Origin of the sequence: Pseudomonas sp. B5(2017) (assembly GCF_002112825.1) — a bacterium.
Taxonomy (GTDB): domain Bacteria; phylum Pseudomonadota; class Gammaproteobacteria; order Pseudomonadales; family Pseudomonadaceae; genus Aquipseudomonas; species Aquipseudomonas putida_Z.
Genome location: NZ_NEIR01000008.1, coordinates 48972 through 72911, shown reverse-complemented (window position 1 = coordinate 72911; position 23940 = coordinate 48972). Strand labels below are relative to the sequence as shown.

The following is a 23940-nucleotide window of genomic DNA, read 5'->3' as shown; positions in this document are numbered from 1 at the left end:
CCAGCTTGGTTATACTTCCCGGCTTTCCCGAATAAATGCACAGGGTCCCGCCGCGCATGGATAAGACCTACCAGCCGCACGCCATCGAAACTTCCTGGTACAACACCTGGGAGTCCGAGAACTATTTCGCCCCACAAGGTGCAGGCGAGTCCTACACCATCATGATCCCGCCGCCGAACGTGACCGGCAGCCTGCACATGGGCCACGGGTTCAACAACGCGATCATGGACGCCCTGATCCGTTTCCGCCGCATGCAAGGCCGCGACACCCTGTGGCAGCCAGGCACCGACCACGCCGGTATCGCCACCCAGATGCTGGTCGAGCGCCAGCTCGAGGCCAAGGGCCAGAACCGGCATGACCTGGGCCGCGAAAAGTTCCTGGAAAAGGTCTGGGAATGGAAGGACCAGTCCGGTGGCAACATCAGCCGTCAGATCCGCCGCCTGGGCTCGTCGGTCGACTGGAGCCGCGAGCGCTTCACCATGGACGACGGCCTGTCCGAAGCGGTCAAGGAAGCCTTCGTGCGCCTGCATGAAGACGGCCTGATCTACCGTGGCAAGCGCCTGGTCAACTGGGACACCAAGCTGCACACGGCCATCTCCGACCTCGAAGTGGAAAACCACGACGAGAAGGGCCACCTGTGGAACCTGCGCTACCCACTGGCCGACGGCGCCAAGACCGCCGAAGGCAAGGACTACCTGGTAGTCGCCACCACCCGTCCGGAAACCCTGCTGGGTGACGCCGCCGTGGCGGTCAACCCGAACGACGAGCGCTACCAGGCACTGATCGGCAAGTTCGTCGTACTGCCGCTGGTCGGCCGCCGCATCCCGATCATCGCCGACGACTACTGCGACCCCGAGTTCGGTACCGGCTGCGTGAAGATCACCCCGGCCCACGACTTCAACGACTACGAAGTCGGCAAGCGCCACAACCTGCCGCTGCTGAACATCTTCGACAAGAACGCCTTCGTGCTGGCCAGCGCGCAGGCCTTCAACCTCGACGGCAGCGTCAACGAGCAGGTGGACACCCGCCTGCCGGCCCAATACGCCAACCTCGACCGCTTCGTCGCGCGCAAGCAGATCGTCGCCGACCTGGATGCCCAGGGCCTGCTGGTGAGCATCGACGACCACGCGCTGAAAGTGCCGAAAGGCGACCGTTCGGGCACCGTCATCGAGCCATGGCTGACCGACCAGTGGTACGTTTCAACCAAGCCGCTGGCAGAACCTGCCATCGCCGCCGTGGAAGATGGCCGCATCCAGTTCGTGCCCAAGCAGTACGAGAACATGTACTTCTCCTGGATGCGTGACATCCAGGACTGGTGCATCAGCCGCCAGCTGTGGTGGGGCCATCGCATCCCGGCATGGTACGACGAGGCCGGCCAGGTCTATGTCGGCCGCAACGAGGAAGAAGTGCGCGCCAAGCACAACCTGGGCGCCGACGTGGTCCTGCGCCAGGACGACGACGTACTCGATACCTGGTTCAGTTCGGGCCTGTGGACCTTCTCTACCCTGGGCTGGCCGGAACAGACCGAGTTCCTCAAGAAGTTCCACTCCACCGACGTGCTGGTGACCGGCTTCGACATCATCTTCTTCTGGGTTGCGCGCATGATCATGCTGACCATGCACCTGATCAAGAACGAGGATGGCACCCCGCAGGTACCGTTCAAGACCGTGTACGTGCACGGCCTGGTACGTGACGGCCAGGGCCAGAAGATGTCCAAGTCCAAGGGCAACGTGCTGGACCCGCTGGACATCGTCGACGGCATCACCCTCGACGCCCTGCTGGAAAAACGCACCAGCGGCATGATGCAGCCCAAGCTTGCCGAGAAGATCGCCAAGCAGACCAAGGCCGAGTTCCCCGAAGGTATCGCCAGCTACGGCACCGACGCCCTGCGCTTCACCTTCTGCTCGCTGGCCTCCACCGGCCGCGACATCAAGTTCGACATGGGCCGCGTCGAAGGCTACCGCAACTTCTGCAACAAGATCTGGAACGCCGCCCGCTACGTGCTGGACAAGGGCGAGGATTGCGGCCAGAACGGCGAAGCCTACGAGCTGTCGCTGGCCGACCGCTGGATCATCTCGCAGCTGCAGCGTACCGAAGCCGAAGTGACCCGCCAGCTGGAGCAGTTCCGCTTCGACCTGGCCAGCCAGGCGCTGTACGAGTTCATCTGGAACCAGTACTGCGACTGGTACCTGGAGCTGTCCAAGCCGGTGCTGTGGGACGAGAACGCCCCGGTCGAGCGCGCCCGTGGCACTCGCCGCACCCTGGTGCGCGTGCTGGAAGTGGCGCTTCGCCTGGCACACCCGTTCATGCCGTTCATCACCGAAGAAATCTGGCAGCGCATCGCGCCGCTGGCCGGCATCGAAGGCAAGACCATCATGCTGCAGCCATGGCCGGTGGCCAATGAAAGCCGCATCGATGCTGCCGCCGAAGGCGACATCGAGTGGCTCAAGGAGCTGATGGTCGGCCTGCGCAACATCCGCGCCGAAATGAACATCGGCCCGGGCAAGCCGCTGCCGCTGTTCCTGAAGAACGCCAACGCCGACGACCAGCGTCGCCTGCAGGAAAACGAAGCCCTGCTGAAGAAGCTGGCCAAGGTCGAATCGTTCACCGTACTGGGCGATGCCGACGAAGCCCCGCTGTCAGCCACCGCCCTGGTCGGTGACCTGCAAGTGCTGGTGCCAATGGCCGGCCTGATCGACAAGGATGCCGAGCTGGCGCGCCTGAACAAGGAAATCCAGCGCCTGCAGGGTGAAGTGGCTCGCGTGGGTGGCAAGCTTTCCAACGCCGCCTTCGTCGACAAGGCACCACCTGCCGTGATCGAGAAGGAACGCGCCAAGCTGGCCGAGTCCGAACAGGCCCTGGCCAACTTCACCGAGCAGCATGCGCGGATTGCAGCGCTTTAATCACTAGAGAAAAAGCTGGGGCCGCTTTGCGGCCCTTTCGCGACACAAGGCCGCTCCTACAGGGACGGCGCCGGTCTGAAGGGCGCCGCTATTCTGTAGGAGCGGCCTTGTGTCGCGAAAGGGCTGCAAAGCAGCCCCAGGCTCTATCAGCCACCGCTCGTATAGGGCTGGACACTGCCATGACCCCGAACAAACCCACCCTGCACCCGCGCAACCGCCACCAGGGCCGCTACGACTTCCCCAGCCTGATCAAGGCCCACCCTGACCTGGCGCGCTTCACCATCACCAACCCCCACGGCAAACCCAGCATCGACTTCGCCAACCCCGAGGCCGTGCGGGTGTTCAACCGTGCCCTGCTGAAGGCCCAGTACGGCATCCAGCACTGGGATATCCCCGCAGACTACCTGTGCCCGCCGATTCCCGGCCGCGCCGACTATATTCACGTGGCCGCCGACCTGCTGGCCGACGACAATGCCGGCGAGATCCCCAAGGGCGCCCAGGTGCGGGCGCTGGACATCGGCGTGGGGGCCAACTGCATCTACCCGCTGCTGGGCCACAGCGACTACCGCTGGCGCTTCCTCGGCTCGGACATCGACCCCGTGGCCCTGGCTTCGGCCAAGGCCATCGTCCAGGCCAACGGCCTGGGCAAGGCCATCACCCTGCGCCAGCAGGCCAACCGTGCACACATCCTCAGCGGCCTGCTGCAGGAGGGCGAACGCTTCGACCTCACCCTGTGCAACCCGCCCTTCCATTCCTCACGCGACGAAGCCACCCGTGGCAGCCAGCGCAAGTGGAAGAACCTCGGCAAGCAGGACCCCAAGCGCAAGTTGCCGGTGCTCAACTTCGGCGGCCAGAACAACGAACTGTGGTGCGAAGGCGGCGAAATCCGCTTTGTCAGCCAACTGGTCAGCGAAAGCGTGCAGTACGCCGAGCGGGTACTGTGGTTCACCAGCCTGGTGTCCAAGGCCAGCAACCTGCCGGGGATCGAGGCTGCGCTCAGGAAAGCGGGCGCCAAGGCCGTGCGCATCAGTGAAATGGGCCAAGGGCAGAAGCAGAGCCGCATGGTCGCCTGGAGCTTCCACGACGACGCCGCACGCCAAGCCTGGCACGCCAGGCGTAAAACCCAGGCATGAAAAAACCGCGCCCGGGCAAGCCGGGCGCGGTTTCGTCAAAGCTTCAACAATTACTTGTTGATGGCGTCGGTCAGCACTTTGGCTGGAACGAACTTGACGACTTTCTTGGCAGCGATTTCGATGGCAGCGCCAGTCGAAGGGTTGCGGCCGGTACGGGCAGGACGCTCAGCGACTTTCAGCTTGCCGATGCCTGGCAGAGTGATTTCAGCGCCGTTTTCCAGCTGGTCGGCAACGATCTGGCCCAGTTGCTCCAGAGCGTTCTTGGCGGTGGCTTTTGGCGCGGCGATCGATTCGGCGATGTCGGCAATCAGTTGGTCTTTGGTCAATGCCATGGTGGTGTTCCTTCCCTATCAAATTCGATGGTTATGCAGCGGACTACGACGTTATCGGGCCAGCCCCTGAAAGTGGAGGGCCGCGCCAATCGCGTATGTAGATACGTAAATCGACGTTTGGTTCGACACGACGACAGCACGCTGCCAGCAATGCGCCACACAAGGGGCGCAAGACCGCGCAAAGCTACCACAGGAACGGATAAATATCCGCTGCGCGCTTCGATTTAATGCAGGTTTTTCGGGGGTTTTAGCCTAAAACGCACAAATTTGAACAAAAAACGAACAACCGGCATTTCCGCCAACATCCGGCCACTGCACCACCTTGTGTCTAGGGTAAACTGGACGACTTTTGCAGCTCGCCGAGAATTCCATGCCAATCCGTCATTGCATCGTTCACCTGATCGACAAAAAGCCCGATGGCAGCCCCGCCGTGCTGCATGCCCGCGATTGCGAACTGGCCGCCTCCGACGCCATCGAAAACCTGCTGGCCGACCTCAATGACAGCTACAACGCCAAGCAAGGCAAGGCCTGGGGCTTTTTCCACGGCGAGTCCGGCGCCTACCCACTGAGCGGCTGGCTGAAGCAGTACCTGGACGAAGAAAAGGACTTTACCGCCTTCAGCCGCGTGGCCGTGGAGCACCTGCAGAAGCTGATGGAAGAGTCCAACCTGTCCACCGGCGGCCACATCCTGTTTGCCCACTACCAACAAGGCATGACCGAATACCTGGCGATCGCCCTGCTGCACCACAGCGAAGGCGTGGCGGTGAACGCCGAGCTCGACGTGATGCCTTCGCGCCACCTCGACCTTGGCCAGCTGCACCTGGCGGCGCGCATCAACCTGTCGGAGTGGAAGAACAACCAGAACTCCAAACAGTACATTTCGTTCATCAAGGGCAAGAACGGCAAGAAGGTCTCGGACTACTTCCGCGACTTCATTGGCTGCCAGGAGGGCGTCGACGGCCCGGGCGAAACCCGCACCCTGCTCAAGGCCTTCAGTGACTTCGTCGAGAGCGAAGACCTGCCGGAAGAGTCTGCCCGCGAAAAAACCCAGACCCTGGTCGAGTACGCCACAACCCAGACCAAACTGGGTGAGCCGGTCACGCTGGAAGAGCTGTCCAGCCTGATCGACGAGGACCGGCCCAAGGCGTTCTACGACCACATCCGCAACAAGGACTACGGCCTGTCGCCGGAAATCCCCGCAGACAAGCGCACCCTCAACCAGTTCCGCCGTTTCACCGGCCGTGCCGAGGGGTTGTCGATCAGCTTCGAAGCGCACCTGCTGGGGGACAAGGTCGAGTATGACGAAGAGGCAGGGACCTTGATCATCAAGGGCCTTCCGACCACCTTGGTGGATCAGTTGAAGCGGCGCAAGGACTGATGGCCCCGGGGCTGCTGGGCAGCCCATCGCCGGCAAGCCAGCTCCCACAGGTACTGCACAGGCCTGAGGTCCATGCAGTCGAAGTGGGAGCTGGCTTGCCGGCGATGGGGCGCGAAGCGGCCCTAATTAGCAGCCACTACTGCGCCATAGGAGGCCACCAACGCCTCCTTCGCCGACTTGCGCAGCCGCTTCACCAGCCGCTCCTGGCGTAACGCCTCGCCCTTGTCCGGCCATTGCTCCACATACACCAGCGCCTGGGCCGGGCTGGTCTTGAAGTAGCGCGCGCCCTGCCCTTTCTGGTGCGCCAGAAAGCGCCGCTGCGGATCATCGCTGATACCGCAATACAGCGATCCGTTGGCAGCCCTTACCAAGTAGACATACCAGGGTTTGCTCGCGGCAATTTCGACGGGCTCACTCACCCTGGGCCTGCTGGAATGCTCGCAATCCTGTGAACGCCTGCTGGCGCACCTTGTTCTGCACCAGCGGCGACCAGCCCAGCAGCATGCCAGGCACACCCAGCGCCTGCCGCGACCAGCGCCACAAGTCGAATTGGTCATCGTGCTGGCAGATCAGCCCGTCACGGATCACGAAACGCGCCTGGATATCGTTGACCACGATGCGGCCGGTCTGGCCGAACAGGTAGGTGGCCACCCAATGTGCGGCGCCCGTGCGTTCATCGGCGCGGACGTTGTCGAAGGTCAGGGTGAAGTCCTTGGCACGGCTGGTGAGCATTCGCCACATGTCGCCTGCATCCTTGCCACGCAAGGTGCCGAAGACCGGGTCGCTGAAGACGATATCGTCGCTGTAGCAGGCGACCATGGCCTCGGCATCCAGGCGCTGGAAGGCCTGGTAGAAGCGGGTGATCAGGTCGCGGTTGGCGTCGCTCATGGGGCTGGTCCGTCCTGGGGGGATGAAAGCAGCACGATAATCTGCCCCGGTTGCTTATGCCAGTACCGGCCCTTTCGCGGGTAAACCCGCTCCCACAGGTACAACATGACTTCAAGATGTGTGCGATCCCTGTGGGAGCGGGTTTACCCGCGAAGAGGCCGGCACTGCCAACATACCCCTTCAGACTTTCTCGCTGCTCACCTGCACATGCAAAGCCCGCCCGGCGCCCAGGCCGAACACGATGGCCCCCACCCCCAGCACGGCAAAGATCCACCCCACTGCCGCCCAGCCCCCGGTCAGGTCATGCACCAGCCCCACCGCAAACGGCCCCATCGACGCCAGGGTATAACCCACCCCCTGCGCCATGCTCGACAGGTTCGCCGCCACATGGGCATCCTTCGAGCGCAGCACGATCAACGTCAGCGCCAGGGCAAAGGTACCGCCCTGCCCCAGGCCCAGCACAACCGCCCAGCCCCACAGCCCGGAAAGCGGCGCATACAGGCAACCGAACAGGCCGGCCAGGGTAATCAGCATGACCAGTACGATCGCCAGGCGCTGGTCCTTGCCGCGAGTGGCCAGCCAGGGCGCACTGAGCGAACTGACCAGCTGCACGATCACCGACCCCGACAGCACCAGCCCCGCCTCGGTCGGGCTCAACCCACGGCCGATCAGAATCGATGGCAACCAGCCAAAGACGATGTAGGCCAGTGACGACTGCAGGCCCATGTACAGGGTCACCTGCCAGGCCAGCGGATCACGCCACAGCCCACGCACGCGATAGGCCACCTTGTGCAGGCCATGACCCTGGCGGGCCTGCGGCAGCCATACCAGCATTGCCAGCAGGGCCGGCACCATCCAGAAACCAAGCCCCAGCGCCCAGCTGCCGTCGAAATGCTGGGCCAGGGGCACCGTGGCGCCAGCCGCCATGGCGGCGCCCAGGCACAACGCCATGGTGTACACGCCGGTCAGCGTGCCAGCGTGCTGCGGGAAATCGCGCTTGACGATGCCCGGCAACAGCACGCCAATGATGCCGATGCTGGCCCCAGCCATGAGGCTGCCGAGGAACACCCCGGCAGCCCCCAGGCTACTGCGCACGACAATGCCAAGCGCCAGGGTAGCGAGAATGCCGAGGATCACCCGCTCGCTGCCAAAGCGCCGCGCCAGCACCGGCGCCAAAGGGGCGAACAGGCCCAGGCACAGCACTGGCAAGGTGGTCAGCAAACCGGCCTGCGAGGCGTTCAGCCCCAGGCCTTCGGACACCTGGCCCAGCACTGGCGCCATGCTCGACAATGCCGGGCGCAGGTTCAAAGCCACCAGCACCAGGCCGAGCAACAACAGCCAAGGCCGCTGTACCTGTACCGGCTGCTGTTGGACCTGTTCGTCGTCAGCCTCGGCGTCGATCAGCAACTCTTCGAGGTCCCGCTCGCTCGGTGGGGTGTTACGGGTGATGGAATCAGCCATGGCCTTCTCGGAGTCAGGATTCGATAAGGGTACGGCTCAGGCGCTTGGCCTGCTCCGCATCGCGTTGCTCGATGGCGGCAAGGATCTGCCCATGCAGGTCGAACGTGGCCTGGCAGCGCGGCACGGTCGCCATGTTGTGCTGCAGCGCGGCAGCCACCACCCCGGAAAAGTAACGGTACAGCTCACTCAAGGCCGGGTTGTGGGCGGCATCGACCAGCCGCTGGTGAAACACCAGGTCGCAGGCCACATAAGCATCGATATCACCGTGAAAATGCCCGGCACTGTTGGCCAGGGCATCACGCAGCGCCTGCAGGTCGGCGTCGGTTCGGCGCAGTGCGGCCAGGCCGATGGCCTCGGCTTCGAGGATGTGCCGGGTTTCACGGGCCTGCTCGGGCGTGCAGCGTGACATCGCCTGCACCGCCTGCAGCGGGTCCTGGGCCGTGCGCAGGTAGCTGCCGTCGCCCTGGCGGATCTCCACCAGGCCACTGAATGCCAGCACACGCATGGCCTCGCGTACGGTGTTGCGGCTTATGCCCAACTGCAGGGCCAGTTCCGGCTCGGTCGGCAAACGCTGGCCAACCTGCCAGTCGCCCAGCACGATGCGTTCGCGCATGCGCTCGACGGCCAGTTCGACCAGGGACCGCTTGGTCAATTCGGTACTCATGCTACTCAACCAATCATCCGATGAATTGGCGCAGCATACCGGTGGGCAAAGTGTTTGTCATTGAAGAGAGCAACGATTAGAAACCTGGCGCGATTTTTTGTGGGAGCGGCCTTGTGTCGCGAAAGGGCCGCAAAGCGGCCCCTGGATTTCAGCGCAGATGCAAAAACTGCTGGGGCCGCTTTGCGGCCCTATCGCGACACAAGGCCGCTCCTACAAGGACCGCGCAGGGCAGTGGATGGCGTCAGGTCAACGCATCGAGCAGCGCCTGGTTCATCTCTGGCGTACCGATGGTGATGCGCAGGAACTGGGCAATGCGCGGCTGCTTGAAGTGGCGCACGATCACGCCCTGCTCGCGCAGGCGTGCAGCCAGCTCACCAGCATCTTGTTGCGGATGGCGGGCGAAGATGAAGTTGGCCGCCGACGGCAGCACTTCGAAGCCCTTGGCCTGCAGCTGCCCGACCAACACCTCGCGGCTGTCGATCACCTTGCGGCAGGTTTCCTCGAAGTACTCGCGGTCCTCGAACGCCACCGCTGCGCCGACGATCGCGGCACGGTCCAGCGGGTAGGAGTTGAAGCTGTTCTTGATCCGCTCCAGCGCCTCGATCAGGTCCGGGTGGCCCACCGCCAGGCCAACCCGCAGCCCGGCCAGCGAACGCGACTTCGACAGGGTCTGGGTGACCAGCAGGTTGTCGTAGCGGTCCACCAGGCTGATCGCCGTTTCGCCACCGAAGTCGATGTAGGCTTCATCGACCACCACCACCGAATCACGGTTGGCCTGCAGCAACTGCTCCACCGCCTGCAGCGGCATCAGGCAACCGGTCGGCGCGTTGGGATTGGGGAAGATGATGCCGGCATTGGGCTTGTTGTAGTCCTCGATGCGGATCTGGAACTGCTCGTCCAGCGCCACCTGCTCGAAGGCGATACCGTACAGGCCGCAGTAGACCGGGTAGAAGCTGTAGCTGATGTCAGGGAACAGCAGCGGTGCGTCGTGCTGGAACAGGCCGTGGAAGATGTGCGCCAGCACCTCGTCCGAGCCGTTGCCGACGAACACTTGTGCCGGCGTCACGCCGTAGTACTCGGCCACCGCCTGCTTCAGCCGGTCACCGTTCGGGTCCGGGTACAGGCGCAGGTTGTCGTTCAGCTCGCCGCGCATGGCCTCCAGCGCCTTGGGCGAAGGGCCGTAGGGGTTTTCGTTGGTGTTCAGCTTGACCAGGCGGGCCAGCTTGGGCTGCTCGCCCGGCACGTAAGGCACCAGGTCCTTGACGAAGGGGCTCCAGAATCGACTCATGCTCAGTTCCCCTTCTCTTGGGTCAGGATGCGGTATTCGGCGCTGCGGGCGTGGGCGGTCAGCGACTCGCCACGGGCCAGGACCGAGGCGGTGTGGCCCAGCTCGGACGCGCCCTGCTCGGAGCAGAAAATGATCGACGAGCGCTTCTGGAAGTCATAAACCCCCAGCGGCGACGAGAAACGCGCGGTGCCGGAAGTCGGCAGCACGTGGTTGGGCCCTGCGCAGTAGTCGCCCAGCGCTTCGCTGGTGTGACGACCCATGAAGATCGCGCCAGCGTGGCGGATGTGCGGCAGCCAGGCCTGCGGGTCGGCCACCGACAGTTCCAGGTGCTCGGGTGCGATGCGGTTGGCCACTTCCATGGCCTGCTGCATGTCACGCACCTGGATCAGCGCACCACGGCCATTGATCGACTTCTCGATGATCTCGGCACGCTCCATGGTCGGCAGCAGCTTGTCGATGCTGGCGGCAACGCGGTCGAGGAAGGCGGCGTCCGGGCTGACCAGGATGGCCTGGGCATCTTCGTCGTGCTCGGCCTGGGAGAACAGGTCCATGGCGATCCAGTCCGGGTCGGTCTGGCCGTCGCATACCACGAGGATTTCCGACGGGCCGGCGATCATGTCGATACCCACCTGGCCGAACACGTGGCGCTTGGCGGTGGCAACGTAGATGTTGCCCGGGCCGACGATCTTGTCCACCTGCGGCACGCTTTCGGTACCGTAGGCCAGGGCGGCGACAGCCTGGGCGCCACCGACGGTGAACACACGGTCGACACCGGCGATGCAGGCAGCCGCCAGCACCAGCTCGTTGACCTCGCCACGCGGGGTCGGCACCACCATCACCACTTCGGCCACACCGGCGACCTTGGCCGGGATGGCGTTCATCAGCACCGACGACGGGTACGACGCCTTGCCACCCGGCACATACAGGCCGGCGCGGTCCAGCGGGGTGACCTTCTGGCCAAGCACGGTGCCGTCGGCCTCGGTGTACTGCCAGGAATCCTGCTTCTGCCGCTCGTGGTACATGCGCACACGGTTGGCAGCCTTTTCCAGGGCTTCGCGCTGGACCGGGGTAATGCGGGTCAGGGCCAGTTCCAGGCGCTCGCGACCGAGGATCAGGTCATCGATGGACTTGGCATCGACACCATCGAAACGCTGGGTGAATTCCACCAATGCCGCATCGCCACGCTCGCGCACGGCCTTGATGATGTCGAGCACGCGCTGGTTGACCGCGTCATCGGACACACTTTCCCAGCTCAGCAGATGATCCAGATGTCGGGCGAAATCCGGATCAGCAGCGTTGAGACGGGCAATTGCAGTGGACACGGTCATGGCGAGGGCCTCGATTATTGGCGAATGCTCAGGCGCCCTAGGCTACCAGTCCATCCGCGCGGGCACCCGAGAAAAATGGCTATGACGCGGATAGACGGGCGCGGCAGCGAAGGCCGCGCGCAGTCGGTAGAGAGTCAGCCGCGGTGTCGCGATTCGACCGCTCCGCGCAGCGTGTCGATCAGGCTCTGGATACGGGCGTGCTGCATTTTCATGGAGGCCTTGTTGACCACCAGGCGCGAGCTGATCGTGGCGATCAGTTCCTGGGGCTCCAGGCCGTTGGCACGCAGGGTGTTGCCGGTGTCGACCACGTCGATGATCTTGTCGGCGAGGTTGATCAACGGAGCCAGTTCCATCGAGCCGTACAGCTTGATGATATCGACCTGGCGGCCCTGTTCGGCGTAGTAGCGCTTGGCTACGTTGACGAACTTGGTAGCCACGCGCAGACGGCCCTTGGGCTCGGGTGCGCCGACCACGCCAGCGGTCATCAGCTTGCAACGGGCAATCTGCAGGTCCAGGGGCTCGTAAAGGCCCTGGCCGCCGTACTCCATCAGCACATCCTTGCCGGCCACACCCAGGTCGGCGGCACCATGCTCGACATAGGTCGGCACGTCGGTGGCACGCACGATCAGCAGGCGCACATCGTCCTGCGTGGTGGGGATGATCAGTTTGCGGCTCTTGTCCGGGTTCTCGGTCGGCACGATACCGGCCTCGGCCAGCAACGGCAGGGTATCGTCGAGAATACGGCCTTTGGAAAGCGCGATGGTCAACATTGGAACGTCGGTCCTTAAGCGGCTACTGCCGGCCGGGCGTCGAGCCCGACCGCATTCAATTCGTTAGGCACATCCTGCGAAAGCGGGCAAATCCCACCCCCACAGGATGCACCAGGCAGACGACTAGCCCGGTACGCGACGGATCTTCGCGCCCAGCATCTGCAGTTTTTCTTCGATGCACTCGTAACCACGGTCGATGTGGTAGATGCGATCGATCAGGGTATCGCCTTCGGCTACCAGCGCCGACAGCACCAGGCTGGCGGAAGCACGCAGGTCGGTGGCCATTACCGGGGCACCCTTCAGCGCCTTGACGCCAGTGACGATGGCAGTGTTGCCTTCGACCTGGATCTGCGCGCCCATGCGGTGCATTTCGTAGACGTGCATGAAGCGGTTTTCGAAGATCGTCTCGATCACTGCACCGGTGCCTTCGGCAATGGCGTTGAGCGAGATGAACTGCGCCTGCATGTCGGTCGGGAACGCCGGGTACGGGGCGGTACGCAGGTTGACGGCTTTCGGCCGCTTGCCGTGCATGTCCAGCTCGATCCAGTCTTCGCCAGTGTTGATGTCGGCGCCGGCTTCCTTGAGTTTTTCCAGTACGGCTTCAAGGATGGTCGGGTCGGTGTCCTTGACCTTGACGCGGCCGCCGGTCACGGCAGCGGCAACCAGGTAGGTACCGGTCTCGATACGGTCCGGCATCACGCGGTAGTTGGCCGAGTGCAGGCGCTCGACGCCATCGATGACGATGGTGTCGGTACCAGCGCCCTGGACCTTGCCGCCCATGGCGTTGATGAAGTTGGCCAGGTCGACCACTTCCGGCTCGCGCGCGGCGTTCTGCAGCACGCTGCGGCCCTTGGCCAGGGCAGCGGCCATCATGATGTTCTCGGTACCGGTCACGCTGACGGTGTCGAAGAAGAAGTGCGCACCGCGCAGGCCACCCTCAGGTGCCTTGGCCTTGATGTAGCCGCCTTCGACTTCGATCTTCGCGCCCATGGCCTCGAGGCCACGGATGTGCAGGTCGACCGGGCGCGAGCCAATGGCGCAACCGCCAGGCAGGGCCACTTCGGCCTCACCGAAACGGGCGACCATCGGGCCCAGCACCAGGATCGAGGCGCGCATGGTCTTGACCAGCTCGTAAGGTGCAACCAGGGTCTTGATGGTGCGAGGGTCGATCTCGACCGCCAGCTTTTCGTCGATCACCGGCTCGATGCCCATGCGGCCGAACAGCTCGATCATGGTGGTGATGTCGTGCAGGTGCGGCAGGTTGCCCACGGTGACCGGGCCGTCGGCCAGCAGGGTCGCCGCCAGAATCGGCAGGGCTGCGTTCTTCGCGCCCGAAATGCGGATCTCGCCATCAAGGCAAGCGCCGCCAGTAATAATCAGTTTGTCCATTGGAATCTCGCCGCCACGTTGGCTCAGGTGCGCTCAGCCCAGGCTGCGCTGCTGAAAAATTTCATGGTTACCGCATGGATGCTGCCATTGGCGATCCACGGATTCAGGTGAGCATAGATCGCCTGCTGGCGTTTGACCGGGCTCAGGCCAGCCAACTCGTCGCTGATCACGTTCAACTGGAAGTTGCAGCCTTCGCCTTCAACTTCGACCCGGGAACCCGGCAATTTCTCTTCAAGGAAGCTTTTAACTTCTACGGCCTGCATGCTCAACCTCAATCGGCGCCCGATGCGCACGGGTCGGCCATCATACAAAAAAGCCCCTCGCCTGCGAAGCCCAACGAGGGCTTCGCTGACCGAGGGGCCATCATCCGTGCCAGGCCATCAGGTTGCCAGCACTTCATCGAGGTCATAGACCTCGGCAATTTCCCGCATGTCGTCGGGCATGCTGCGCACCTGGCAACCCTTGCCGGCGGCCTGGGCGTCACGCATGAATGCCAGCAGCAACGACAGGCCGACACTGGTGGAGCGCTGCACTGCCGAGCAATCGAGCACCAGCTGCGCCTCGCGGCAGGCCGCGATCAGCGCCTTGCCCTGCTTGCGCAGGGCCGGCCCGCTGCGGTAGTCCAGCACGCCGGCCAGGCGCAGCACGCCCGGCTCGGCCATGCTTACGCCGGCCTCACTCATTTGACGGTCTTCTCTGGCGAGTTGTCGGCGGCCTGCTTGGCCTTTGCCACTTCGCCGGCCCAGCCGTCGATGGTCTTGTCCAGGTCGTTGCCATTGCGCTGCATGGCGTCGGCGAACTGGTCGCGGAACAGCTTGCCGATGTTGATGCCGTTGACGATCACGTTACGCACCTTCCACTCGCCGCCGATGTTTTCCAGGGTGTACTGCACCGGATACACGGCACCGTTGTTGCCGGTGACCTTCATGCCAACGCTGGCGCGCTTGCCGTCATCAGCCTTGGCCGGGTCGACGGTGATGCCCTGGTTGTTGTACTCGAGCAGGGCATTGCCATAGAACTGCATCAGGCTGCGCTTGAAGTTTTCCTGGAAGCGCTGCATCTGCTCGGGGGTAGCCTTGCGCGAGTACTTGACGGTCATGATGCTTCTGGAAATACCGTCAGCGTCCACCACCGGGCCGAGGATGCGGTTCAGCGCATCGTAGAAGGCGTTGGGGTTGGACTTGTACTGTTCCTTGTTGGCCTTGAGGTCGCCCAGCAGTTCAGTGGTGGTGCCCTGAACCACATCGTGTGGCGTCTGCGCAGCCATGGTCAGCAGGGGGAAGGCCGCCAGCAGGACCAGCAGGCCACGTCGCAGGATGGAAATCATGGAAACTCCTTAGTTAGCCGGTTGCGCTTCTTTCGGTTCCTTGCCAACGGAGTTGAGCAGGAACTTGCCAATCAGATCCTCCAGCACCAGCGCCGACTGGGTGTCGTGGATGGTCCCGCCGTCCTTGAGCACCTGGTCCTCACCGCCCACGCTGATGCCGATGTACTTCTCGCCAAGCAACCCGGCGGTCAGGATCGAGGCAGTGGAGTCGGTCGGCAGGTTGTCCACCGACTTGTCCAGCTGCAGCGTCACCCGACCGGTGTACGAATCACGGTCCAGATCGATGGCGGTAACCTTGCCGATGGTCACACCGGCCATGGTCACTTTAGCTCTGACCGTCAAACCGGCGATATTGTCGAAGTAGGCATAAACTTTATAGGTATCGCTGCTCGGGCTGGCCGACAGCCCGCTGACACGCAGGGCGAGCAGCAGCAGCGCCAGGATCCCGGCCAGGAGGAACAGGCCGACACCGATTTCCAGGGTGCGGTTTTGCATCAGAAATCTCCAAACATCAAGGCGGTCAGAATAAAGTCCAGACCCAGCACTGCCAACGAGGCATAGACCACGGTCTTGGTGGTGGCACGGCTGATCCCTTCTGAGGTGGGCTCACAGTCGTACCCCTGGAATACGGCGATCCAGGTCGTGACGAAGGCAAATACCAGGCTCTTGATCAGCCCGTTGAGCACATCGTCGGTGAACGAAACACTGTTCTGCATGTTGGCCCAGAACGAGCCCTCGTAGACGCCCAGCCAGTCCACCGCCACCCACGAGCCACCCCAGATGCCGACCACGCTGAAGATCAGCGCCAGCAACGGCAGCGAGATGAAACCGGCCCACAGGCGCGGCGCGACGATGTACTTGAGCGGGTCGACGCCGATCATTTCAAGGCTCGACAACTGCTCGGTGGACTTCATGTTGCCGATTTCTGCGGTCAGCGCCGAACCGGCACGGCCGGCGAACAGCAATGCCGTCACCACCGGGCCGAGCTCACGCAGCAGGGTCAGGGCGACCATCTGCCCAACCGCCTGCTCCGAGCCGTACTTGGTCAGGATGCTGAAGCCCTGCAGCGCCAGCACCATGCCGATGAACACGCCGGACACGACGATGATCGCCAGCGACAGCACGCCCACCGAATACAGCTGCTTGACCAGCAGCTGGAAGCCGCCACCGATGCCGCCACGGCCGATCAGCGCATGGAACAGGAATAGACAGGAGCGCCCCAGCACCGCCAGCACGTCGATGGCCGAGCGCCCCAGCAGGCGGACACGTTCGAGTAAGGATTTTCTGCGCATCAACGCGCTCCCAGCAGGTCGGCGCGGTAGTCAGGCGCAGGGAAATGGAAAGGCACCGGGCCGTCCGGGTCGCCCTTCATGAACTGGCGAATGCGCGGGTTGTCCGAGCCCATCAGCTCGTCAGGCGTACCCTGGCCCAGCACCTGGCCATCACCTACCACATAGATGTAGTCGGCGATGCTGGCGGTTTCCGCCAGGTCGTGGGAAACGACGATGCTGGTGATACCCAGGGCGTCGTTGAGCAGGCGGATCAGACGCACCAATACACCCATGGCGATCGGGTCCTGGCCGACGAACGGTTCGTCGTACATGAGGATCTGCGGATCGAGGGCAATTGCCCGGGCCAACGCCACACGGCGTTTCATGCCACCGGACAGCTCGTCGGGCATCAGGTCAATGGCACCGCGCAGCCCCACGGCCTGCAGCTTCATCAGCACGATATCGCGGATCATCTCGTCCGACAGCTGGGTGTGCACGCGCAGCGGGAACGCGACGTTCTCGAACACATCGAGATCGGTGAACAGCGCGCCGCTCTGGAACAGCACCCCCATTTGCTTGCGGGCGTCGAACAGGTCGCTGCGCGACAGCGTCGGCAGGTTCTGCCCGGCAACCCAGACCTCACCGCTGGAGGGGCGCAACTGCGCGCCCATCAGGCGGAGCAACGTGGTCTTGCCGCAACCCGATGGCCCCATGATACCGGTGACCTTGCCGCGCGGGATGCGAATGTCGACGTTGCTGAAAATGCTGCGCGAACCGCGTTTGAAGGTAACCCCCTTCAACTCGACCGCGTAGGCGCTATCCACACTCATCTAGACTCCTTGCTAGTGCAGCCTCGTCCTAATGGACGTCGGCCTCCATCTGGAAGGCACAAGCGCCCCTGGCAGGCCGAATAGCGGCGAACTATAGCACCGCTGACAGCGCCGCCCCAAGGTCGGCTAACGAGTCGTTCAGCCCTGCGACAGGCTGGCGAGACATTCACCACGGCAATCGAAAGCGTGAGGGTTTCTTTCATTGCAGCTATAATCGCCGCCTTTTCATCAGGCATTGCTTTTTCGACATGAGCCAATCCAGCGAGCTGATCCAATCCGCCCAACGCACCCTGCGCCTGGAACTCGAGGCCGTAGAGGCCCTGCTGGCGCGCATCGACGACAATTTCGTCAAGGCCTGCGAACTGATCCTGGCCAGCAAGGGCCGGGTCGTCGTGGTCGGCATGGGCAAGTCCGGGCACATCGGCAACAAGATCGCCGCCACCCTGGCCAGCACCGGCACGCCGGCGTTTTTCGTGCACCCGGCCGAAGCCAGCCATGGCGACATGGGCATGATCACCCGCGATGATGTCATCCTTGCCCTGTCGAATTCCGGCAGCACCGCCGAAATCGTCACCCTGCTGCCGCTGATCAAGCGCCTGGGCATCAAGCTGATCAGCCTGACCGGCAACCCGGACTCGCCCCTGGCCCAGGCTGCCGAGGTCAACCTCGACGCCCGCGTCGAGCAAGAGGCCTGCCCGCTGAACCTGGCCCCCACCTCCTCCACCACCGCATCGCTGGTGCTGGGCGACGCGCTGGCCATTGCCCTGCTCGAAGCCCGCGGCTTCACCGCCGAGGACTTTGCCTTCTCGCACCCGGGTGGTGCACTGGGCCGCCGCCTGCTGCTCAAGGTGGAAAACGTGATGCACGCCGGCGACGAACTGCCCCAGGTGCCCCGCGGCACCCTGCTCAAGGACGCACTCCTTGAAATGTCCCGCAAAGGCCTGGGCATGACCGTGATCGTCGAAGCCGATGGCAAGCTGGCAGGGATCTTCACCGACGGCGACCTGCGCCGCAGCCTGGACCGCAACATCGACGTCCACACCACCCTGATCGACCAGGTAATGACCGTGCACGGCAAGACGGCCCGCGCCGAAATGCTTGCGGCCGAGGCCCTGAAGATCATGGAAGACCACAAGATCGGCGCCCTGGTGGTGGTGGACCGCGAGGACCGCCCCACCGGCGCCCTGAACATGCACGACCTGCTGCGCGCCGGCGTGATGTAAAGGAGCGATGGAATGAACCAGGACCTCATGCAACGCGGCAAGAACATCAAGCTGGCAGTGTTCGACGTGGACGGCGTGCTCACCGACGGGCGCCTGTACTTCCTCGAGGACGGCAGCGAGTTCAAGACCTTCAACACCCTCGACGGCCAGGGCATCAAGATGCTCATGGCCTCGGGCGTGACCACCGCGATCATCAGCGGGCGCAAGACCCCGGTGGTCGAGCGCCGGGCGAAGAACCTCGGCATCCCGCACCTGTACCAAGGCCGCGAGGACAAACTGGTGGTGCTGGACGGCCTGCTCGCCGAACTGGGCCTGAGCTATGCTCAAGTGGCCTATCTGGGCGACGACCTGCCCGACCTGCCGGTAATCCGCCGGGTCGCCCTGGGCATGGCAGTGGCCAACGCCGCGCCGTTCGTTCGCCAGCACGCCCATGGCGTGACCCAGGCACGTGGCGGCGAAGGCGCGGCCCGTGAATTCTGCGAACTGATCATGCAGGCCCAGGGCACCCTGGACGCTGCCAACGCCAACTACCTGTAAGGCTGCCCATGCTCAGCAAGAAAGCCCGCAACATTGCGCTGCTCGCAGTGATCGCCGCCCTGCTGGTGGCGATCGGCTACTGGAATGTCAGCCCGGAAAGCTTCCTCGACAAGCCGGTGACCCAGGTCGACGAAAGCGCCATCGACTACTACGCGGTCAACGCCCACAGCGTGCAGTTCCTGCCCGACGGCAAATTGCAGTACGAAATGACCGCCGACAAGGTCGAACACCTCAAGGCCAGCGAAATCACCCTGCTGACCACGCCGGACCTGCACCTGTACCGCGGTACCGAATACCCGTGGCATGTGCAGAGCACCCGCGCCGAAGTCAACCCGGACGGCAGCGAAGTCGAACTGATCGACAACGTACGGGTCGCCCGCACCGACGAAAAGCAGCGCGAAATGATCATTACCAGCTCACGCATGACCGTGTTCCCGCAGAAGCAATATGCGCAGACCGAGCAAGCCGTTAGAATCGACGGCGCCGGTGGCACAACTACGGGCAAAGGAATGAAAGCGTATTTGAAAGAAGGCAAGATGGACTTGCTCTCTAACGTAAGAGGACAGTATGAGGCTCGTTAAAACCCTCCCCCTTTTGCTCAGCCTGAGCGCAGCACTGGGAAGCGCGAGCGCCCTCGCCCTGCCGAACGACCGTGACCAGCCTATCCGCATCCAGGCCGACAACGCCCACCTGGACGACAAGCAGGGCGTGGCCACCTACACCGGCGACGTGATCATCACCCAGGGTTCGATGATGATCAAAGGCAACACCGTGACCATCACCCGCTCCGCCTCCGGCGACATCGACGTGGTGACCTCGGTGGGCAACCTGGCCTACTTCGAGCAGCAGCAGAGCGCAGCCAAGCCAGACAAGATGAAAGGCTGGGCGGTGACCATCCAGTACCAGTCGCAGAAGGACATGGTGATCCTCACCGACCGCGCCAAGGTCGAGAACGAGGGCAACACCACCGAAGGCGAGAAGATCGTCTACAACACCCAGACCCAGGTGGCAACCGCCGGTCGCGGTGGCAACGTGACCTCGCCGCGTCAGCGTATCGACATGGTGATCCAGCCCAAGAAGAAGGCCGAGTAAATGGCAACCCTCAAAGCCCAGCACCTGGCCAAGAGCTACAAGGGGCGGCAGGTCGTACGTGACGTCAGCCTGTCGATCGACAGCGGCCAGATCGTCGGCCTGCTCGGCCCCAACGGCGCCGGCAAGACCACCTGCTTCTACATGATCGTCGGCCTGGTCCAGGCCGATCAGGGGCGCGTGCTGATCGACAACCTCGATGTCAGCCACCAGCCCATGCACGGTCGCGCCCGCGCCGGCATCGGCTACCTGCCGCAGGAAGCCTCGATCTTCCGCAAGCTGTCGGTGGCCGACAACATCATGGCCATCCTCGAGACCCGCAAGGAGCTCGACCGCGACGGCCGGCGCAAAGAGCTGGAAAGCCTGCTGCAGGAGTTCCACATCAGCCACATTCGCGACAACCTCGGCATGAGCCTATCCGGTGGTGAGCGCCGCCGCGTGGAAATTGCCCGCGCGCTGGCGACCGCACCCAAGTTCATCCTGCTGGACGAACCGTTTGCCGGTGTCGACCCGATTTCGGTCGGCGACATCAAGCAGATCATCCATCACCTCAAGGCCAAGGGTATCGGTGTACTGATCACCGACCACAACGTGCGTGAGACCCTGGATATCTGCGAAACCGCCTATATCGTCAACGATGGCCGGCTGATCGCCGAAGGCGACGCCGAAACCATCCTGGCCAACGACCTGGTCAAAGAGGTTTATCTGGGCCACGAGTTCCGGCTCTGAGCCCGGCACGCGCCTGGAGTACTGGCAAATCGCCCTGAAACCCGGGGTAAAGTGTTACGGTGCTCTAGGCAAACGCTACAATTTAAGGCATAAAACTTGCTTGATCTGGCGCCCCGGCGCCCTCGTGTAGTGGATGGCGCATGCGCGCCGGCGAACAAGGTATTAAGCCCCAGCCATGAAACCATCGCTCGTCCTTAAAATGGGCCAGCAACTGACGATGACACCGCAGTTGCAACAGGCCATCCGCCTGCTCCAGCTCTCCACCCTGGACCTCCAACAGGAAATCCAGGAAGCGCTGGAGTCGAACCCGATGCTCGAACGTCAGGAAGACGGCGACGACTTCGACAACAGCGACCCGATGGCGGATAACGCCGAGAACAAGCCGGCCGCCGAAGTCCAGGACAACAGCTTCCAGGAAAGCACTACCAGTGCCGACACCCTGGAAGACGGTGAGTGGAGCGAGCGCATCCCCAACGAACTGCCGGTCGACACCGCCTGGGAAGACATCTACCAGACCAGTGCCAGCAGCCTGCCGAGCAACGACGACGACGAGTGGGACTTCACCACCCGCACATCGGCCGGCGAAAGCCTGCAAAGCCACCTGTTGTGGCAACTGAACCTGGCTCCGATGTCCGACACCGACCGCCTGATCGCCGTCACCCTGATCGACAGCATCAACGGCCAGGGCTACCTGGAAGACACCCTCGAGGAGATCTGCGCCGGTTTCGACCCGGAGCTGGATATCGAGCTGGACGAGGTCGAAGCGGTGCTGCACCGCATCCAGCAGTTCGAGCCAGCCGGCGTTGCCGCCCGTACCCTGGGCGAATGCCTGTTGCTGCAACTACGCCAACTGCCTGCCAGCACCCCGTGGATGGCCGAAGCCAAGCGCCTGGTCACCGACTTCATCGACCTGCTCGGCAGCCGTGACTACAGCCAGCTGATGCGTCGCATGAAAATCAAGGAAGACGAGCTGCGCCAGGTCATCGAGCTGGTACAAAGCCTCAACCCGCGCCCCGGCTCGCAGATCGAGTCCAGCGAGCCCGAGTACGTGGTGCCCGACGTCATCGTGCGCAAGGACAGCGACCGCTGGCTGGTGGAGCTGAACCAGGAGGCCATTCCGCGCCTGCGCGTCAACCCGCAGTACGCCGGGTTTGTGCGCCGGGCCGACACCAGCGCCGACAACACCTTCATGCGCAACCAGCTGCAGGAAGCGCGCTGGTTCATCAAGAGCCTGCAAAGCCGCAACGAAACCCTGATGAAGGTGGCCACGCAGATCGTCGAGCACCAGCGCGGCTTCCTCGACCACGGCGACGAAGCGATGAAGCCGCTGGTACTGCATGACATCGCCGAAGCGGTGGGCATGCACGAGTCGACCATTTCGCGGGTAACCACGCAGAAATACATGCACACCCCGCGTGGCATCTACGAACTGAAATACTTTTTCTCAAGCCACGTCAGCACCTCCGAAGGCGGAGAATGCTCGTCTACGGCGATCCGCGCGATCATCAAGAAACTGGTTGCGGCGGAAAATCAGAAAAAGCCATTGAGTGACAGCAAGATCGCTGGTTTACTGGAGGCACAAGGCATCCAGGTAGCCCGTCGCACCGTCGCCAAGTACCGCGAGTCACTCGGCATCGCACCGTCGAGCGAGCGCAAGCGACTGATGTAGCCCCTGAGATGTGCCACAGCGTTTGTGGGGCAGGTGCAAGACCTGCCTCTTTATGCACGGGCAACAAAGGAGAAGCTGTATGCAAGTCAATATCAGTGGACAGCATGTAGAAGTCACCCAGCCACTGCGCGATTATGTGCTTGAAAAGCTCGCTCGCGTGGAAAGTCACTTCGACAAGATCACCAACGTGCAGGTCATCATGAAAGTCGAGAAGCTGCAGCAGAAGGTCGAGGCGACCTTGCAGATTCCCGGCGGCGAAGTGGTTGCCAACGCCGAACACGAAGACATGTATGCAGCGATCGACGCCTTGGCCGACAAGCTCGACCGCCAACTGAAAAAACACAAGGAAAAACAGCAAAGCCTGCTGCAAGGTGCAGCTGCCCGCTGATCCCCCTCATCCATGATCCGACTTGAAACCATCCTGACCCCCGGCCGTTCCCTCGTGAACGTGCCGGGCGGCAGCAAGAAGCGCGCCCTGGAAAAGGTCGCCACCGTCATCGCCGAACAAGTGCCCGAACTGGAGATGCAAGACGTCTTCGAAAAACTGGTCGCCCGGGAAAAACTCGGTTCGACCGGTTTCGGCAACGGCATCGCCATCCCGCACTGCCGGCTTGAAGGATGTTCCGCTCCGGTCAGCGCCCTGCTGCACCTGGAAGCCCCTATCGACTACGACGCCATCGATGGCGCGCCGGTGGACCTGCTGTTCGTCCTGCTGGTGCCAGAAGCCGCCACCGATGCCCATCTGGAACTGCTGCGCCAGATTGCCAGCATGCTCGATCGCAAGGAGGTCCGTGATCGCCTGCGTGCGGCCACCAGCAGCGAGGCCCTGTTCCAGGTTGTCCTGGACGTACAGAACGAGCACTGAACATGCGCCTGATCATCGTCAGCGGCCGGTCCGGCTCCGGCAAGAGCACCGCCCTCGATGTCCTGGAAGACAACGGTTTCTACTGCATTGACAACCTGCCCGCCGGGCTGCTGCCACAGCTGGCGGAAAATGCACTGATCAATACCGAGTTGCTGCAACCCAAGGTCGCCGTGTCGATCGACGCGCGCAACCTGCCCAGCCACCTGACGCGTTTCCCCGAGTTGCTCGAAGAAGCCCGCGCCCGGCATATCCAGTGCGACGTGCTGTACCTGGATGCCGACGAAGACATGCTGCTCAAGCGCTTCTCGGAAACCCGCCGGCGCCACCCGCTGACCAACGCCAACCGCTCGCTCGCGGAAGCGATTCGGGTGGAAAGCGAATTGCTGGGGCCGATTGCGGACCTGGCCGACCTGAAGATCGATACCACCAGCCTGAACCTATACCAGTTGCGTGATTCGATCAAGCTGCGCCTGCTCAACCAGCCCGAGCCTGGCACCGCGTTCCTGGTCGAGTCGTTCGGTTTCAAGCGCGGAATGCCGGTCGATGCCGACCTGGTGTTCGATGTGCGCTGCCTGCCCAACCCCTACTGGAAGCCTGAGCTGCGTGAGCACTCCGGCCTCGACCAACCGGTAATCGACTACCTGGCCGCACAGCCGGATGTCGAAGAGATGTTCAACGACATTTCCAGCTACCTGCTCAAGTGGCTGCCCCGCTTCGCCGCCAGCAACCGTGCCTACGTCACCATTGCCATTGGCTGCACCGGCGGTCACCACCGCTCGGTGTACATCACCGAACGCCTTGGCCAGCTGCTGCAGCAATCCCTGAAAAACGTCCAGGTCCGCCACCGCGACCTCTAGCCCAAGGAT

27 protein-coding genes are annotated in these 23940 nt (G+C 63.1%); 12 read left to right on the top strand and 15 right to left on the bottom strand.

The genetic code is table 11. From position 1 onward, the window contains the following. Positions 1 to 56: 56 nt before the first annotated feature. Positions 57 to 2903 carry a valine--tRNA ligase gene (locus tag CAG00_RS13890; protein WP_085664520.1) on the top strand — a complete coding sequence of 949 codons (2847 nt, stop codon included), beginning with the start codon at positions 57 to 59 and terminating at the stop codon, positions 2901 to 2903. A gap of 179 nt (positions 2904 to 3082) precedes the next feature. Next, the gene (rlmF, locus tag CAG00_RS13885; RefSeq protein ID WP_085664519.1) at positions 3083 to 4036 is read left to right on the top strand and encodes a 23S rRNA (adenine(1618)-N(6))-methyltransferase RlmF; all 954 of its coding nucleotides are present in this window, start codon (positions 3083 to 3085) and stop codon (positions 4034 to 4036) included. Positions 4037 to 4086: 50 nt separating this feature from the next. Here rlmF and CAG00_RS13880 read toward each other — a convergent pair whose 3' ends face one another. Then, the gene (locus CAG00_RS13880; protein ID WP_003257928.1) at positions 4087 to 4368 is read right to left on the bottom strand and encodes an HU family DNA-binding protein; all 282 of its coding nucleotides are present in this window, start codon (positions 4366 to 4368) and stop codon (positions 4087 to 4089) included. Between the two features lie 370 nt (positions 4369 to 4738). Here CAG00_RS13880 and yejK point away from each other — a divergent pair, with 370 nt between their 5' ends. Next, complete coding sequence (gene yejK / locus CAG00_RS13875; protein WP_085664594.1) at positions 4739 to 5746, top strand: nucleoid-associated protein YejK; 1008 nt, start codon at positions 4739 to 4741, stop codon at positions 5744 to 5746. A gap of 122 nt (positions 5747 to 5868) precedes the next feature. Here the strand turns inward: yejK and CAG00_RS13870 are convergent, their stop codons facing one another. The 14 genes from CAG00_RS13870 to CAG00_RS13805 all read right to left on the bottom strand — a co-directional run bounded on the left by CAG00_RS13870 (position 5869) and on the right by CAG00_RS13805 (position 16962). Next, on the bottom strand, positions 5869 to 6165 hold the full coding sequence (locus CAG00_RS13870) for a GIY-YIG nuclease family protein (protein ID WP_013971092.1): 297 nt from the start codon (positions 6163 to 6165) through the stop codon (positions 5869 to 5871). After that, a complete protein-coding gene (locus CAG00_RS13865; RefSeq protein ID WP_085664518.1) occupies positions 6158 to 6634 on the bottom strand; it encodes a nuclear transport factor 2 family protein in 477 nt (158 codons plus the stop codon). The genes CAG00_RS13870 and CAG00_RS13865 overlap by 8 nt, the downstream gene beginning before the upstream one ends. A 180-nt stretch (positions 6635 to 6814) precedes the next feature. Then, positions 6815 to 8095 carry an MFS transporter gene (locus CAG00_RS13860; RefSeq protein ID WP_085664517.1) on the bottom strand — a complete coding sequence of 427 codons (1281 nt, stop codon included), beginning with the start codon at positions 8093 to 8095 and terminating at the stop codon, positions 6815 to 6817. 13 nt (positions 8096 to 8108) lie between these two features. Beyond that, positions 8109 to 8759 carry a FadR/GntR family transcriptional regulator gene (locus CAG00_RS13855; protein WP_025337831.1) on the bottom strand — a complete coding sequence of 217 codons (651 nt, stop codon included), beginning with the start codon at positions 8757 to 8759 and terminating at the stop codon, positions 8109 to 8111. Positions 8760 to 9000: 241 nt separating this feature from the next. Further along, positions 9001 to 10047 (bottom strand): histidinol-phosphate transaminase, encoded by a 1047-nt coding sequence (gene hisC, locus CAG00_RS13850; RefSeq protein ID WP_075043871.1) that lies wholly within the window; start codon positions 10045 to 10047, stop codon positions 9001 to 9003. Positions 10048 to 10049: 2 nt separating this feature from the next. Next, positions 10050 to 11375, bottom strand: a complete 1326-nt coding sequence (gene hisD / locus CAG00_RS13845) for a histidinol dehydrogenase (RefSeq protein WP_025337829.1) — start codon at positions 11373 to 11375, stop codon at positions 10050 to 10052. A 134-nt stretch (positions 11376 to 11509) separates the two neighbouring features. Further along, a complete protein-coding gene (hisG, locus tag CAG00_RS13840) occupies positions 11510 to 12145 on the bottom strand; it encodes an ATP phosphoribosyltransferase (protein ID WP_003257924.1) in 636 nt (211 codons plus the stop codon). 123 nt (positions 12146 to 12268) lie between these two features. Then, complete coding sequence (gene murA / locus CAG00_RS13835) at positions 12269 to 13534, bottom strand: UDP-N-acetylglucosamine 1-carboxyvinyltransferase (RefSeq protein ID WP_013971085.1); 1266 nt, start codon at positions 13532 to 13534, stop codon at positions 12269 to 12271. 23 nt (positions 13535 to 13557) lie between these two features. Next, a complete protein-coding gene (locus tag CAG00_RS13830; protein ID WP_003255121.1) occupies positions 13558 to 13797 on the bottom strand; it encodes a BolA family protein in 240 nt (79 codons plus the stop codon). Between the two features lie 117 nt (positions 13798 to 13914). After that, positions 13915 to 14217: a lipid asymmetry maintenance protein MlaB gene (locus CAG00_RS13825; RefSeq protein ID WP_025337827.1), complete on the bottom strand. Its 303-nt coding sequence runs from the start codon at positions 14215 to 14217 to the stop codon at positions 13915 to 13917. Beyond that, a complete protein-coding gene (locus CAG00_RS13820) occupies positions 14214 to 14861 on the bottom strand; it encodes a phospholipid-binding protein MlaC (RefSeq protein ID WP_025337826.1) in 648 nt (215 codons plus the stop codon). The genes CAG00_RS13825 and CAG00_RS13820 overlap by 4 nt, the downstream gene beginning before the upstream one ends. 9 nt (positions 14862 to 14870) lie before the next feature. Further along, entirely contained in the window at positions 14871 to 15356 is a 486-nt protein-coding gene (gene mlaD, locus CAG00_RS13815) for an outer membrane lipid asymmetry maintenance protein MlaD (RefSeq protein WP_003257921.1), read from the bottom strand. Beyond that, positions 15356 to 16153: a lipid asymmetry maintenance ABC transporter permease subunit MlaE gene (mlaE, locus tag CAG00_RS13810; protein ID WP_025337825.1), complete on the bottom strand. Its 798-nt coding sequence runs from the start codon at positions 16151 to 16153 to the stop codon at positions 15356 to 15358. The genes mlaD and mlaE overlap by 1 nt, the downstream gene beginning before the upstream one ends. After that, complete coding sequence (locus CAG00_RS13805; protein WP_012270662.1) at positions 16153 to 16962, bottom strand: ATP-binding cassette domain-containing protein; 810 nt, start codon at positions 16960 to 16962, stop codon at positions 16153 to 16155. The genes mlaE and CAG00_RS13805 overlap by 1 nt, the downstream gene beginning before the upstream one ends. Before the next feature lie 248 nt (positions 16963 to 17210). Between CAG00_RS13805 and CAG00_RS13800 the strand changes: the two genes are divergently transcribed. The 9 genes from CAG00_RS13800 (at position 17211) to rapZ (ending at position 23931) form a co-directional block, all read left to right on the top strand. Then, on the top strand, positions 17211 to 18185 hold the full coding sequence (locus tag CAG00_RS13800) for an SIS domain-containing protein (RefSeq protein WP_003257920.1): 975 nt from the start codon (positions 17211 to 17213) through the stop codon (positions 18183 to 18185). Between the two features lie 12 nt (positions 18186 to 18197). Continuing rightward, positions 18198 to 18722, top strand: coding sequence for an HAD family hydrolase (locus tag CAG00_RS13795; protein ID WP_024086339.1), 525 nt, complete (start codon positions 18198 to 18200; stop codon positions 18720 to 18722). Between the two features lie 8 nt (positions 18723 to 18730). Beyond that, complete coding sequence (lptC, locus tag CAG00_RS13790; protein ID WP_085664516.1) at positions 18731 to 19303, top strand: LPS export ABC transporter periplasmic protein LptC; 573 nt, start codon at positions 18731 to 18733, stop codon at positions 19301 to 19303. Further along, entirely contained in the window at positions 19290 to 19814 is a 525-nt protein-coding gene (gene lptA / locus CAG00_RS13785; RefSeq protein ID WP_015269063.1) for a lipopolysaccharide transport periplasmic protein LptA, read from the top strand. Before lptC ends, lptA begins: the two co-directional genes overlap by 14 nt. Next, on the top strand, positions 19815 to 20540 hold the full coding sequence (gene lptB / locus CAG00_RS13780; RefSeq protein ID WP_015269062.1) for an LPS export ABC transporter ATP-binding protein: 726 nt from the start codon (positions 19815 to 19817) through the stop codon (positions 20538 to 20540). Positions 20541 to 20715: 175 nt separating this feature from the next. Next, entirely contained in the window at positions 20716 to 22209 is a 1494-nt protein-coding gene (locus tag CAG00_RS13775) for an RNA polymerase factor sigma-54 (protein ID WP_015269061.1), read from the top strand. A 79-nt stretch (positions 22210 to 22288) separates the two neighbouring features. Further along, complete coding sequence (gene hpf / locus CAG00_RS13770) at positions 22289 to 22597, top strand: ribosome hibernation-promoting factor, HPF/YfiA family (protein WP_003255135.1); 309 nt, start codon at positions 22289 to 22291, stop codon at positions 22595 to 22597. Between the two features lie 12 nt (positions 22598 to 22609). After that, complete coding sequence (gene ptsN / locus CAG00_RS13765) at positions 22610 to 23074, top strand: PTS IIA-like nitrogen regulatory protein PtsN (RefSeq protein WP_015269060.1); 465 nt, start codon at positions 22610 to 22612, stop codon at positions 23072 to 23074. A gap of 2 nt (positions 23075 to 23076) precedes the next feature. Continuing rightward, the gene (rapZ, locus tag CAG00_RS13760) at positions 23077 to 23931 is read left to right on the top strand and encodes an RNase adapter RapZ (protein ID WP_085587488.1); all 855 of its coding nucleotides are present in this window, start codon (positions 23077 to 23079) and stop codon (positions 23929 to 23931) included. Positions 23932 to 23940: the final 9 nt, after the last annotated feature.